The 13,096-nt window shown below is 66.4% G+C and carries 10 protein-coding genes; 5 read left to right on the forward strand and 5 right to left on the reverse strand.

The genetic code is table 11. The features are described 5' to 3' along the window. Nucleotides 1-268 precede the first annotated feature (268 nt). Complete coding sequence (lpxC, locus tag MMG85_RS05240; protein ID WP_241045063.1) at nt 269-1,183, forward strand: UDP-3-O-acyl-N-acetylglucosamine deacetylase; 915 nt, start codon at nt 269-271, stop codon at nt 1,181-1,183. A 201-nt stretch (nt 1,184-1,384) separates the two neighbouring features. On the opposite strand, the gene MMG85_RS05245 is transcribed toward lpxC, so the two are convergent. Next, nucleotides 1,385-1,852, reverse strand: a complete 468-nt coding sequence (locus tag MMG85_RS05245; protein ID WP_241045064.1) for a DUF721 domain-containing protein — start codon at nt 1,850-1,852, stop codon at nt 1,385-1,387. Nucleotides 1,853-1,860: 8 nt separating this feature from the next. On the opposite strand from MMG85_RS05245, the gene MMG85_RS05250 reads away from it, so the two are divergent. From MMG85_RS05250 to MMG85_RS05260, 3 genes are all read left to right on the forward strand, one after another. Further along, a complete protein-coding gene (locus MMG85_RS05250) occupies nt 1,861-2,811 on the forward strand; it encodes a M23 family metallopeptidase (RefSeq protein WP_241045065.1) in 951 nt (316 codons plus the stop codon). A 170-nt stretch (nt 2,812-2,981) separates the two neighbouring features. Next, a complete protein-coding gene (gene secA / locus MMG85_RS05255) occupies nt 2,982-5,735 on the forward strand; it encodes a preprotein translocase subunit SecA (protein ID WP_241045066.1) in 2,754 nt (917 codons plus the stop codon). A 116-nt stretch (nt 5,736-5,851) separates the two neighbouring features. Beyond that, nucleotides 5,852-6,808: a Nudix family hydrolase gene (locus MMG85_RS05260; RefSeq protein WP_241045067.1), complete on the forward strand. Its 957-nt coding sequence runs from the start codon at nt 5,852-5,854 to the stop codon at nt 6,806-6,808. 165 nt (nt 6,809-6,973) lie between these two features. On the opposite strand, the gene coaE is transcribed toward MMG85_RS05260, so the two are convergent. From coaE to pilB, 4 genes are all read right to left on the reverse strand, one after another. Continuing rightward, nucleotides 6,974-7,597 (reverse strand): dephospho-CoA kinase, encoded by a 624-nt coding sequence (gene coaE, locus MMG85_RS05265; protein WP_241045068.1) that lies wholly within the window; start codon nt 7,595-7,597, stop codon nt 6,974-6,976. Between the two features lie 45 nt (nt 7,598-7,642). Next, nucleotides 7,643-8,506, reverse strand: a complete 864-nt coding sequence (locus MMG85_RS05270; RefSeq protein WP_241045069.1) for an A24 family peptidase — start codon at nt 8,504-8,506, stop codon at nt 7,643-7,645. 3 nt (nt 8,507-8,509) lie between these two features. Beyond that, the gene (locus MMG85_RS05275; RefSeq protein WP_241045070.1) at nt 8,510-9,772 is read right to left on the reverse strand and encodes a type II secretion system F family protein; all 1,263 of its coding nucleotides are present in this window, start codon (nt 9,770-9,772) and stop codon (nt 8,510-8,512) included. Between the two features lie 346 nt (nt 9,773-10,118). Then, nucleotides 10,119-11,852, reverse strand: coding sequence for a type IV-A pilus assembly ATPase PilB (gene pilB / locus MMG85_RS05280; protein ID WP_241045071.1), 1,734 nt, complete (start codon nt 11,850-11,852; stop codon nt 10,119-10,121). 239 nt (nt 11,853-12,091) lie between these two features. Between pilB and MMG85_RS05285 the strand changes: the two genes are divergently transcribed. Further along, nucleotides 12,092-12,943: a glycosyltransferase family 2 protein gene (locus tag MMG85_RS05285; RefSeq protein WP_241045072.1), complete on the forward strand. Its 852-nt coding sequence runs from the start codon at nt 12,092-12,094 to the stop codon at nt 12,941-12,943. Nucleotides 12,944-13,096: the final 153 nt, after the last annotated feature.

The raw sequence follows: 13,096 nt of genomic DNA on the forward strand, positions 1-13,096 counted from the left end.
CGGCAACGCATCGAAGGGCCGACGTTCCGGTCTTCGGTTTGCCCCCACCCCGACCCTCCCACCGTGAACGGGGGAGGGAGTAGATGTAGTGGTCGCACTGCCATGTCCCTTCGCTGCCGGACCGTCGCCGGTCCGGCAGCCCTTTCCCGGCGCGCTTACCAGCGCGTTGTTGCAAGGGTGGGACAGACCGGTTCTTCCGTTAAGATTCAGTGGTCTGCGTGATATTCTCGCTGCCCGCCCAGGTTCCCCCCACCTGCGAATTCCTTTGATGGCCCAGCAACGCACCCTCAAGAATGTGATCCGCGCGACGGGCGTGGGGCTGCACAGCGGCGAGAAGGTCTACATGACCCTGCGCCCGGCCCCCGTGGATACCGGCATCGTGTTCCGGCGCATCGACCTGGCGCCGGTGGTGGAGATTCCCGCCAGTGCCGAGCTGGTCACCGAGACCACGCTGTGCACCGGGCTGACCTGCGAAGGCGCCAAGGTGCAGACCGTCGAGCACCTGATGTCGGCGATGGCCGGGCTCGGCGTCGACAACGCCTATGTGGAACTGTCCTCGGCCGAGCTGCCGATCATGGACGGCTCCGCCGGTCCGTTCGTGTTCCTGATCCAGTCCGCCGGCATCGCCGAGCAGGACGCGCCCAAGCGTTTCATCCGCATCCTCCGCCCGGTGGAAGTCACCGAGGGCGACAAGGTGGCGCGCTTCGAGCCGTACGACGGCTTCAAGCTGGGCTTCACCGTCAAGTTCGACCATCCGATGATTCCGGCCTCGCAGTCGCGGGCGGAAGTGGATTTCTCCACCGGCGCCTACGTCAACGAAGTCGCGCGCGCACGCACGTTCGGCTTCATGCGCGACCTGGAGTACATGCGCGAGCGCAACCTCGGCCTCGGCGGCTCGATGGACAATGCCATCGTGCTGGACGAGTTCCGCGTGTTGAACGAAGACGGCCTGCGCTACACGGACGAGTTCGTCCGCCACAAGATCCTGGACGCCATCGGCGACCTCTACCTCGCCGGCCGCCCGATCCTGGGCGCCTACGAGGGCTTCAAGTCGGGTCACGCGCTGAACAACAAGCTGGTCCGCGCCCTGCTGGCCGAGACCTCGGCCTGGGAAGAAGTGACCTTCGAGGACCGTGCCGCGCCGTCCCCGGTCGCCTATGCGGCGCCGGCCCTGGCCGTCTGAGACCCCCGTCCCGTCGGGACGGTGAATCCGTTGTCGCCCGGTTTCCCACCCCCGTCACGTGGAGGTGAGGGAATGGTTACGCCTTGGCGAAACTGTGAACCCGGTCAGGGATTGGGTCCCGAAATAACGCCGTTTTAACTTCTGGCTAACGCCCCGACGGGCGGTGGCCGCTACCATGCCCCGTCCCTCGTGATGGCCGGGTCAAATTTTCCGGCCCCTGCGATGACCGCCCCCAGGGGTGGATGCACCGGCGGAGTCCGGTTCGGACAGGAGGTCGAGGGCCGCTTGCAGCCCTCTGCGGGAGGCCTCCGATACGGGTACGACCGGGTGCTGCGCAGGCTTCGAGAGCGGCGCGGGACTTGTCTTGGCGGTGACTTCGGTGACTGCCAGTCCGATGGATTGGGCCACGTTGATCAATTCGGGTGCCGCCAGGCGAAGCCGGGCGTTCCACACGGGCGAGTCGACGATAAAAACGAGCCGCTTGCCCGCCACGTTCGCCAACCGGCAATGCGGCGCGAGGGCAGGCGGAAGGCAGGGGCGAAGCTGCTGTTCCAAGGCGTCGAGCCACAAGGCACGACGCACCGGGTCGGTGGCGGCATCCGTCAGGGCAGCCTGCAAGACAGGTTGCGCGATGCCGGCACGGCGCGGCTTGGGCTTCGAATCAGACATCGGTATCTATGAGCTTTAAGACCATCGTAAACAATACGCGTACCTGGTGGGCCCATGCATCGGCCCACGGCGCCTACCGCATCCGTCTTGCGTTCCACGCACGTCCGCTGGCCAGTGCCGCGGTGCTGGTGGCGGCCGGCCTGCTGGTCGGTGTGGCCGGACGCAGTGCCGCCGGCATGGCGCAGGTGTCGCTGCTGCAGGCCAGCGCCGAGCGGCAGCACGCCGAACTGGAGCAGGTCCGCCGTGGCGCCCAGCAGGAAATCAACGCCATGGCCGCGCGCCTGGGCGAACTGCAGGCCCAGGCTAACCGCCTGAATGCGCTCGGCGAGCGCCTGACCCGCGTGGGCCAGCTGCAGGACGGCGAATTCGACTTCAACGAGCCGGTGGGCGTGGGCGGCAACGACGTGTCCTACGACATGAAGCCGGCCGACCTGAAGGACGGCGTGGACAAGGTGGAGCAGCAGTTCGCCGCCTCCGGCCGCCAGCTCTCCGTCCTGGAAGCGCTGCTGTTCAACCGCGAGCTGGACCGCAATGCGACCCCCGGCCGCATGCCGATCGCCAACAGCTACATCACCTCCGGCTTCGGCGGTCGCGCCGATCCGTTCGGCGGCGGCGGCCAGAACCACAAGGGCATCGACTTCAAGGCGCGCGTGGGCGATCCCGTGCTGTCGGTGGCCGATGGCGTGGTGAGCTTCGCCGGCGTGAAGGGCGGCTACGGCAACGTCATCGACGTCGACCACGGCAACGGCTACGTCACCCGCTATGCGCACAACTCGCGCCTCAGCGTGCGTGCCGGCGACCTGGTCCGCGTGGGCCAGGAAGTCGCCAAGGCCGGTTCCACCGGCCGCTCCACCGGTGCGCACGTGCACTTCGAAGTGTGGGAGAACGGGCGCGTGGTCAATCCGCGCAAGTTCCTGGGCGAAGGCCCCACGCCGGTCGGCCAGGTCAAGCGCGGCTGATCGCGCGGAACCAATCCGGGACCGGGTGGTCTGACGGCCCGCCTTGATTCCCCGGGCGGCGCCCCAAGCTACAATACGGTGTTGCCAGACAGGGCGCCTTGCGCCCTGTTTCGTTTTGGGGCCGCACACGCTGCGCCGCCCCGGCGTTCCCTTCCTTTCCGGTTCCCTACATGATCAACAACCTGCTCACCCGTGTCTTCGGCAGCCGCAACGAGCGCCTGCTCAAGCAGCTGCACCGCACCGTCGACAAGATCAACGCGCTGGAAGCAGAGCTGCAGAAGCTCACCGACGAGCAGCTGAAGGCGAAGACGCCGGAGTTCCAGCAGCGCATCGCCGGCGGGGAGTCGCTCGACAAGATCCTGCCCGAAGCCTTCGCGGTCTGCCGCGAGGCCAGCCGCCGCGTGCTGGGCATGCGCCATTACGACGTGCAGCTGATCGGTGGCATGGTGCTGCATCTGGGCAAGATCGCGGAAATGCGCACGGGTGAAGGCAAGACCCTGGTCGCCACGCTGCCGACCTACCTCAATGCGCTGGAAGGCAAGGGCGTGCACGTCGTCACCGTCAACGACTACCTGGCCCGCCGCGACTCCGCCTGGATGGGCCGCCTGTACAACTGGCTGGGCCTGAGCGTCGGCGTGGTCTACCCGGGCATGCCGCATGGCGACAAGAGCGCCGCGTATGCCGCCGACATCACCTACGGCACCAACAACGAATTCGGCTTCGACTACCTGCGCGACAACATGGCCATGTCGCGCGCCGACCGCTTCCAGCGCGGCCTGCATTACGCCATCGTCGACGAAGTCGACTCCATCCTGATCGACGAAGCCCGCACCCCGCTGATCATCTCCGGTCCGGCCGACGAGTCGCCCGAGCTGTACATCCGCGTCAACCGCATCGTGCCCCAGCTGGTGAAGCAGGAGAGCGAGGAAGCCGAGGGCGACTACTGGGTCGACGAGAAGGGCAAGCAGGTGCACCTGTCCGAAGCGGGCATGGAGCACGCCGAGGCACTGCTGCTGCAGGCCGGCATCATCAGCGAGGAAGAGCCGCTGTACGGCGCCAACAACCTGTCCGTCGTGCACCACCTCAACGCCGCGCTGCGCGCGCACGCCATCTACCAGCGCGACGTGGACTACATCGTGCGCGATGGTGAAGTGGTCATCGTCGACGAATTCACCGGCCGCACGCTGACCGGCCGCCGCTGGTCCGATGGCCTGCACCAGGCGGTCGAGGCGAAGGAAGGCGTGCCGGTCCAGCGCGAGAACCAGACGCTGGCCAGCGTGACGTTCCAGAACCTGTTCCGCATGTACAACAAGCTGTCCGGCATGACCGGCACGGCCGATACCGAGGCCTTCGAGTTCCAGAGCATCTACGGCCTGGAAGTCATCGTCATTCCGACCAACCGCCCCACCGTGCGCAAGGATTCGCCCGACCAGGTGTTCCTCAACCGGCAGGGCAAGTTCAAGGCGGTGCTGGCCGACATCCAGGACTGCTACCAGCGCGGCCAGCCGGTGCTGGTGGGCACCACCTCGATCGAGACGTCGGAAATGCTGTCCGACTTCCTCACCAAGGCCGGCGTGCCGCACGAAGTGCTCAACGCCAAGCAGCACGAGCGCGAAGCGCACATCGTCGCGCAGGCCGGTCGCCCGCGTGCGATCACCATCGCCACCAACATGGCCGGCCGCGGTACCGACATCGTGCTGGGCGGGTCGCTGGAAGCCGAGTACGAAGCGCTGCCGGAAGACGCCAGCGACGCCGATCGCGCCGCGGTGAAGGCCGAGTGGCAGAAGCGCCACGACGAAGTGAAGGCCGCCGGCGGCCTGCACATCGTCGGCACCGAACGCCACGAATCGCGCCGCATCGACAACCAGCTGCGTGGCCGTTCCGGCCGCCAGGGCGATCCGGGTTCGTCCCGCTTCTACCTGTCGCTGGAAGACAACCTGATGCGCATCTTCGCCTCGGACTGGGTCCAGAAGGCGATGAAGCTGATCGGCATGAAGGAAGACGACGTCATCGAGGACAAGCTGGTCAGCCGGCAGATCGAGAAGGCGCAGCGCAAGGTCGAGGCGCACAACTTCGACATCCGCAAGAACCTGCTCGACTTCGACGACGTCAACAACGACCAGCGCAAGGTCATCTACGCCCAGCGCGACGAACTGCTCGACGCCGATTCGGTGAAGGACAACATCGACGGCATCCGCGGCGACGTGGTGGCCGAGACGGTGGCGCGCTTCGTGCCGATGAACTCGGTGGACGAGCAGTGGGACCTGCAGGGCCTGGAGCGCGAACTGGGCGAGGAAATGGGCGTGGACCTGCCCGTGTCGCGCTGGCGCGAGGACGCCGAGGAACTGGACGCCGAGACCATCGAGCGCCGCGTGCAGGAGGCGATGGACAAGCACTTCGCCGACAAGGAAGCGGTGATCGGCGACGAAACCATGCGTGCGCTGGAAAAGCACATCATGCTCACCGTGCTCGACAAGAACTGGAAGGAACACCTGGCGCGCATGGATTACCTGCGCCAGGGCATCCACCTGCGCGGCTACGCACAGAAGCAGCCCAAGCAGGAGTACAAGAAGGAAGCCTTCGAGCTGTTCTCCAGCATGCTGGAGCGGGTGAAGAGCGAAGTGGTCACGTTGCTGTCGCGCGTGCGCATCCGCAGCGAGGAGGAAGTCGCCGCGCTGGAGGCGCAGGAGCGTGCGATGGCCGAGGCGCAGGCGCGGCAGATGCAGTTCCAGCACCAGGATGCCGGCGGCTACAGCGCCGACGAGGAAGCCGAGGAGGCGCAGCGCCTCGCCGCGGCGCAGGGCGGTTACGTGCAGTCCGGTCCGATGCCTGCGCACCGCGACGCACCCAAGGTCGGCCGCAACGATCCGTGCCCCTGCGGCAGCGGCAAGAAGTTCAAGCACTGCCACGGCCAGCTGGCCTGACGTACCGCCATCGCCGGTGACCGGAAAAGCCGCGCGATGCGCGGCTTTTTCGTTGTGGCCGCCGAAGACACCCGGACTATTTGCGTCTACCTGCCGGTTCCCGGCAAGCTTCCTCCATGTCCACTCCGTTGCGCTCCATCCACGTCATGGCGGCCGTCATCACCGACGCGCGCGGCCGCATCCTGCTCGCCCGCCGCACCGAAGGGCGCGACCTGGCCGGGCGCTGGGAGTTTCCCGGCGGCAAGCTCGAGCCCGGCGAAACCGCCGAAGACGCGCTGGTGCGCGAGCTGCGCGAGGAACTCGGCATCGAGGCCCGCGTCGGCGAGCACCTCATCAGCGTCCCGCAGCAGTACCCCGACAAGCGGCTGTGCCTGGAAGTGCGGCACCTGACCGGATGGGAGGGTACGCCGCGCGGGCACGAAGGCCAGGCGCTGGCCTGGGTCGCGCCGGACAAGCTGACGCGTTACGACATGCCGCCGGCGGACCGCCCGGTAGTCGCGGCGCTGCTGCAGCCGGACCGCTACCTGGTCACGCCGGAACCGGAGGATCCGGCGCGCTGGCTGGCATCGCTGGAGCAGGCGCTGGCACAGGGCATCCGACGGGTACAGGTGCGCGTCCGCAACCTGTCCGGCGACGCGTGGCGCGCACTCGCGGCCGAGGCGGTCGCGCGCTGCCGCGCCGCCGATGCCGAGGTACTGCTCAACGGCGACATCGGTCTCGCCCGCGACCTGCAGGTGGGCGTGCACCTGCGCGCAGCACAGCTGGTCGAACTGGGCGCGCGGCCGCTGCCGGACGGACTGCCGGTCGCCGCGTCGTGCCACACGGCGGCCGACCTGCAGCAGGCGGAGGCGCTGGGTTGCGACTTCGCGCTGCTGGGCAGTGTCCATTCGACCCCCAGCCATCCGGACGGCGAGCCGCTGGGCTGGCCGGGCTTCGCCCGCCTGCGCGAGGGCGGATCGCTGCCGCTCTACGCGATCGGCGGCATGACGACCGACCACATCGCCGATGCCCGCCGGCAGGGTGCGCAGGGGATCGCGGCGATCAGGGGGTTATGGCCGGCGCGGGCAGTCTGAGCAGCCGGCTGTCGTTCGTGGTGAGCTTGTCGAACCACGCTCTTTGCAGGGGCACGGGGATCATGACTGTGCTGCTTTGCCGCGAAAAGCGTGGTTCGACAGGCTCACCACGAACGGCATTCAAGGGCGGGCGCCTCGACGTATGTTCTCAGTCTTCCATTGGGCTCAGACGGACAGCATCGAAGCCGCCAGCGCCAGATAGCGCCGGTGCAGGTCATCGGCCGCGCGTTGCAGGTGGGTGATCTCACCGTCGTTGACGACGATATCGTCTGCCAGCGCCAGCCGGTCGGCACGCGAGGCCTGGGCGGCCATCATCTTCTCCGCCAGCGCGGCATCAATGCCGTCGCGCTGCACCAGCCGCTGCTTCTGCACGTCGGTGGGCGTATCGATCACCAGAATCCGGTGCAGCCATGGATAGGCCGCGCGTCCACCGCCTTCGGCGAGCAGTGGGATCGTCGCGATGGCGTAGGGGCTGGCGGCCTGACGGCAGATCGCTTCCAGACGCCGACGGATGGCGGGGTGCACGATCGCTTCCAGTGCGCGCCGTTCCGCGTCATGGCCGAATACGCGCACGCGCAGGGCCGCGCGGTCGAGCTGGCCGTCGGCCTGCAGCACGTCGCTGCCGAAGTGGTCCACCACGGCGGCCAGCGCGGGCGTGCCCGGCTGGACCACCTCGCGCGCCAGCAGGTCGGCGTCGGCCACGACGATGCCGTGCGCGGCGAAGGCTTTCTCCAGCGCGCTCTTGCCCGAGGCGATGCCGCCGGTCAGTCCGATGAAGTAATCGCTCATGGGCCGATTATGCGGCAGGGCATCACGCACGAACCCGCGCGTGGATCACTTCAGCCCGGCGAACCGCAGGTAGGCGTCGACGATCTGCTGGCCCCAGAAGAAGACGATCCAGCCAGCGATGGCCAGGTAGGGGCCGAACGGGATCGGCGTGGCGCGGTCGCGGCCCTTGATGCCCAGCCAGACCGAGCCGACCACGGCGCCGACCACGGAGGAAATCAGGATGATCGGCAGCACGCCGCTCAGTCCGACCCAGGCACCCAATGCGGCCAGCAGCTTGAAATCGCCGCGCCCCATGCCTTCCTTGCCGGTGACCTGCTTGAACAGCCACCACACCAGCCACAGCGAGACATAGCCCGCAATCGCGCCCAGCAGTGCAGGCTTGGCCGGCATGTAGAGATTGTCCAGGCTGCCGATCAGGCCCAGCCACATCAGTGGCAGGGTCAGCTGGTCGGGCAGCAGCCGCGTGCGCAGATCGATGCCGCTCAACGCCACCAGGTAGCAGCTCAGCAGCGCCGCGCCGAAGCCCTGCCAGCCGAAGCCGAACCGCCACACCGACGCCACCGCCAGCAGGGCGGTCAGCAGTTCGACGATCGGGTACTGCGGCGAGATGGGCGCCTTGCAGTGCCGGCACTTGCCGCGCAGGGCCAGCCAGCTGAACAGCGGGATGTTCTCGTACCACGACAACGCGGTCTTGCAGTGCGGGCAATGCGAGCGCTCCACCACGATCCCGGGCGGCGGCGGATCGTACAGCTCCGGCTCCTCCAGCACCTCGCGCGCGTCGCGCTTCCACTCCCACTCCAGCCGCCGCGGCAGCCGCAGGATGACCACATTGAGGAAGCTGCCCACCAGCAGGCCAAGGCCTGCCACCACCGGATACCCCAGTTCGGGGTGCTGATCGAGAAATGCCACGTATCAGCCGGCCACAGCAGATGCGACCTTGAAGATCGGCAGGTACAGCGCTACCACCAGGCCGCCTACCAGCACACCGATGATGACCATGATGAAAGGTTCGATCAAGCTGGACAACGCATCCACGGCGTTGTTGACCTCCTGCTCGTAGTACTCGGCGACCTTGAACAGCATGGTGTCCAGCGCGCCGGCTTCCTCGCCGATGGCGGTCATCTGCACCACCATGTGCGGGAACTGCTGGGTCTGCTTCATCGCCATGTTCAGCGGATAACCCACCGACACGTCGTCGCGCATGCGCAGCACGGCCTTCTCATAGACGGAGTTGCCGGTGGCGCCGGCCACGGTATCAAGGGCCTCCACCAGCGGAACACCGGCCTTGAAGGTCACGGCCGTCGTGCGGGCGAAACGCGCCACGGCGGAGTTGTGCATGATCTGGCCGATCACGGGTACCCGCAGGATCACCTTGTCCAGCGCATGCTGGAATGCGGGCGAGCGCTTGAACATGTACATGCCTAGGAAACTAGCAGCCACGACCAAGGCGAGGATCAGCCACCACCAGCTGACCATGAAGCGCGACATCCCGATGACCAACTGGGTGAAGTAGGGCAGTTCGGTGCCGAAGCTCGCGAACGTCTCTTCGAACGTGGGCACCACGAAGATCAGGATCACCGCGCAGACCAGGATCGCCACCGCGATCACGGCGGTCGGATAGAACAATGCCTTCTTGATCTTGCCCTTCAGCGCTTCCAGGTTTTCCTTGTAACTGGCGATGGTCTCCAGCACCGTTTCCAGCACGCCCGCCGACTCGCCCGCGCGCACCAGGTTGCGGTACAACTCGTCGAACTGCACCGGATGCTTGCTGATCGACTCGTACAGCGACGAACCGCCTTCGATATCGAAGCGGATCTGCTGCACCATCTTGCCCATGCGCGGGTTCTTCTGGCCGCCTTCGATGATCTCCAGCGACGACACCATCGGCACGCCGGACTTCATCATCGTCGCGAGCTGACGGCTGAAGAACGCGATCTCTTTCGGGGAAATGGTCTTGCCGGCCGCGCCGAACAACGGCTTCGGCTTCACCTTGACCACGCTGGGCGTGATGCCCTGCTTACGCAACTCGGCGCGCAGGAAGTTGGCGTTCTTCGCTGACTGCTCGCCCTTCATCTTGACGCCGCGCTTGTCGGTGCCCTCCCAGACGAACAGGTTCAGCGGATTCTCGCGCACGGGCGCGGTAGCGGTCTTAGCGGCGGAGCGGGTCACGGCCATCGGTAGTCCCCTGTCCGGATTTCCCCACCCGGACTGTCAATGCCGCATGGTAGCCGGTTATCGGCCCAATGGAAGCGTCGTGCCTGTGACGGGGGCCGGGTTTCGGTGATATGGCCGGGTTGGGGCCGTGCCGCCTGGCCCGCCAGCGGAAAGGAGGCCTTCCGGTTCGTTCCCTTGCCTTGTGTCAGTGCGTGGAGCGCGGCATGCGGGAGGAGCGGGCACGGAGATTGGGTGCCGTCGATGCCTCGCGACGAGTGTGGTTCGACAGGCTCACCACGAACGGGATCTCTCATTCAGAGCTCCCCGGCAGAGGGACATGGCGGATGGGATAGCCCGCCGCCGGTCCTCAATCCTTGGTCACCCGGTTGATCTCGGCCAGGCTGGTAATGCCGTTGCGCACCTTCAACAGGGCGGACTGGCGCAGGTCGCGGATGCCGGCCTTCTGCGCCACCTCGGCGATCTGCAGCGCATTGCCGCCTTCCAGCACGATCTCCTGGATGGCCTCGCTCATCGGCATCACCTGGTAGATGCCGGTGCGGCCCTTGTAGCCACTGGTGCATTCGTCGCAGCCCACCGCCTCGTAGACGGTGAAGCCGCTCTGCACTTCGGCCTCGCTGAAGCCTTCGGCCACCAGGGCATTGGGGGGCAGGTCGACGGGACGCCTGCACTTGGCGCACAGCCGGCGCGCCAGTCGCTGCGCGATGACGAGCGTCACCGAACTGGTGATGTTGTAGGGCGCAATGCCCATGTTCATCAGTCGCGCGATGGTCTGCGGGGCGTCGTTGGTGTGCAGGGTGGACAGCACCATGTGGCCGGTCTGCGCTGCCTTGATGGCGATCTCGGCCGTTTCCAGGTCGCGGATCTCGCCGACCATGATGATGTCCGGATCTTGGCGCAGGAAGCTGCGCAGGGCGGCGGCGAAGGTCATGCCGCGACGCGTGTTCTGCTGCACCTGGTTGACGCCGGGCAGGCGGATTTCCACCGGGTCCTCGGCGGTGGAGATGTTGCGGGTCTCGTCGTTGAGGATGCCCAGCGCGGTGTACAGGCTGACCGTCTTGCCCGAGCCCGTCGGCCCGGTGACCAGCACCATGCCGTAGGGCTTCTGGATGGCGTCCTCGAACAGCTTCTGCTGGTCCGGCTCGTAGCCCAGCTTCTCGATGCCAAGCTTGGCGGCGCTGCCGTCCAGGATACGCAGTACCACTTTCTCGCCGAACAGCGTGGGCAGGGTGCTGACGCGGAAGTCGACCTGCTTGGTCTTCGAGAGGTTCAGCTTGATGCGTCCGTCCTGCGGTACGCGCCGTTCGGCGATATCCAGCTGCGACATCACTTTCAGGCGGGCGGCGATGCGGTCCTTCAGCTTGGTCGGCGCCTTGGCCACCTGCTTGAGGATGCCATCCACGCGCAGGCGCACGCGGTAATCGGTCTCGTAGGGCTCGAAGTGGATGTCGGACGCGCCGCGCTTGATGGCATCCACCAGCACCTTGTTGACGAACTTCACCACCGGGGTGTCGTCGCCCTTGCTGTCCACGCCGCTGTCGCCGCCGGCGTCCTCGTCGCCCGCCTCCACGTCCAGGTTGTCCAAACCTTCGTCTTCATCGCCGAAACTGCTGGCCATGTTGTTGGACGCGTTCTGCCAATGCTCCAGCGTTCGACGCAACTGGTCTTCGTCCACCAGGATCGGCTCGACGATGAGGTTGGTGTGGAACTTGATCTCGTCCAGCGCTGAGTGGCTGCGGGTGGGGTCGGATACGCCGACGAACAGTTTGCCTCCACGCTTGAACAGCGGCAGCACCTGGTGCTTCTGCACCAGTTCCTCACTGACCAGCTTGAGCGCGCTTTGGCTGGGGTCGAAAGCTGACGCGTCCAGCAACGACATGCCGAACTCCATGGCGTTGGCGGCCGCCAGTTGCGGCGCCGTGACCAGCCGCTTCTCGGAGATCCACTGCGGCAGCGGCACCTTGGCGTCGGTGGCGTTGTTCATCGCCGCGCGGGCGGCGGCCTCGTCCAGGGCGCCGTCTTGGACGAGGCGACGGGCAAGGCCGGTGATGCCGACGAGGTTGGGGGAGGCGACTGCGTTCATGAGGACATCCGGGCAAACAAGTCTTCGTACATTAAAGCAGGAAACGTGCCTAATCCCAGGGCGGTATGGGAGAGCGGTGCCTGAGCACGTGTGCGGGTAGCATCGACGATTGGCGTGAAGAACTGTGATGCATATCGTCCTTCCATGGGGGGCGAGCGATGAGGGCGGCATTGCCACCCGTGGTGAGCCCTTTCTCGGGGTCGGGCTTCCGGCTAACCTAGTCCGAAAGAGGACCAAACATGACCATTTCCGTCATCCTGCCCGCCAAGAACGAGGCCGGCGGCCTGGATCGGACGTTGCCGGCGCTGCGCGCCTGCCTGCCGGGTGTCGAGATCATTGTGGTCGATGACGGGTCGACGGACGACACCGCCTCCGTTGCCGCGGCGCATGGCGCCACGGTGCTCTCCTCGCCGTATTCGATGGGCAACGGCGCAGCCATCAAGCGTGGGGCACGTGCGGCGAAGGGCGACATCCTCGTCTTCATGGATGCCGACGGCCAGCACGATCCCGCCTGCATCCCCGCGCTGTTGGCGAAGCTGGAGGAGGGCTACGACATGGTGGTCGGCGCACGCGACTGGTCGGGACAGGCCGGCGTGCACCGGGGCGCGGCGAACGCCTTCTACAACTGGCTCGCCAGCCGCATGACGGGCTTCGACGTGAAGGACCTGACCTCGGGCTTCCGCGTGGTGCGGGCCGAGAAGTTCCGGGAGTTCATCCACCTGCTGCCCAATGGCTTCAGCTATCCGACCACCAGCACCATGGCGTTCTTCCGCAGCGCCTACGCGGTGGCCTATCTGCCGATTCCCGTGGCCAAGCGCCTGGGCAAGAGCCATATCCGGCCGCTCCGCGATGGCGTCCGGTTTCTGTTGATCATCTTCAAGATCGCCACGCTGTATTCGCCTTTGAAGCTTTTCGCACCGACGGCCGGCGTGTTCTTCCTCACTGCACTGGCGTACTACGGGTTCACCTATGCCACTCAAGGGCGCTTTACCAACATGAGCGCATTGCTGTTCAGCGCAGCGGTGATCATTTTCCTGATCGGGTTGATCTCGGAGCAGATCACATCCCTGACGTATCGGCGGGATGATTGACTTGCCACACAACCCAGGCATGAAGTATCCGCCGTACATCGAGGGCCTTCGCGTGGAGACCATCGTGCTAGCGCGGGCGGTGTCTGCGGCGCGGTGCGTGGGCCCGAAGTCGAATGCCGGGACAACCAGCATCTGGACGCGTGATTCGTGAAG

The organism is Pseudoxanthomonas sp. LH2527 (assembly GCF_022539275.1).
Taxonomy (GTDB): Bacteria; Pseudomonadota; Gammaproteobacteria; order Xanthomonadales; family Xanthomonadaceae; genus Pseudoxanthomonas_A.

Coding starts and splice junctions, on each gene's coding strand:
- lpxC (WP_241045063.1), top strand. CDS start 269: ATGGCCCAGCAACGCACCCTCAAGAATGTGATCCGCGCGACGGGCGTG.
- MMG85_RS05245 (WP_241045064.1), bottom strand. CDS start 1,852: ATGTCTGATTCGAAGCCCAAGCCGCGCCGTGCCGGCATCGCGCAACCT.
- MMG85_RS05250 (WP_241045065.1), top strand. CDS start 1,861: ATGAGCTTTAAGACCATCGTAAACAATACGCGTACCTGGTGGGCCCAT.
- secA (WP_241045066.1), top strand. CDS start 2,982: ATGATCAACAACCTGCTCACCCGTGTCTTCGGCAGCCGCAACGAGCGC.
- MMG85_RS05260 (WP_241045067.1), top strand. CDS start 5,852: ATGTCCACTCCGTTGCGCTCCATCCACGTCATGGCGGCCGTCATCACC.
- coaE (WP_241045068.1), bottom strand. CDS start 7,597: ATGAGCGATTACTTCATCGGACTGACCGGCGGCATCGCCTCGGGCAAG.
- MMG85_RS05275 (WP_241045070.1), bottom strand. CDS start 9,772: ATGGCCGTGACCCGCTCCGCCGCTAAGACCGCTACCGCGCCCGTGCGC.
- pilB (WP_241045071.1), bottom strand. CDS start 11,852: ATGAACGCAGTCGCCTCCCCCAACCTCGTCGGCATCACCGGCCTTGCC.
- MMG85_RS05285 (WP_241045072.1), top strand. CDS start 12,092: ATGACCATTTCCGTCATCCTGCCCGCCAAGAACGAGGCCGGCGGCCTG.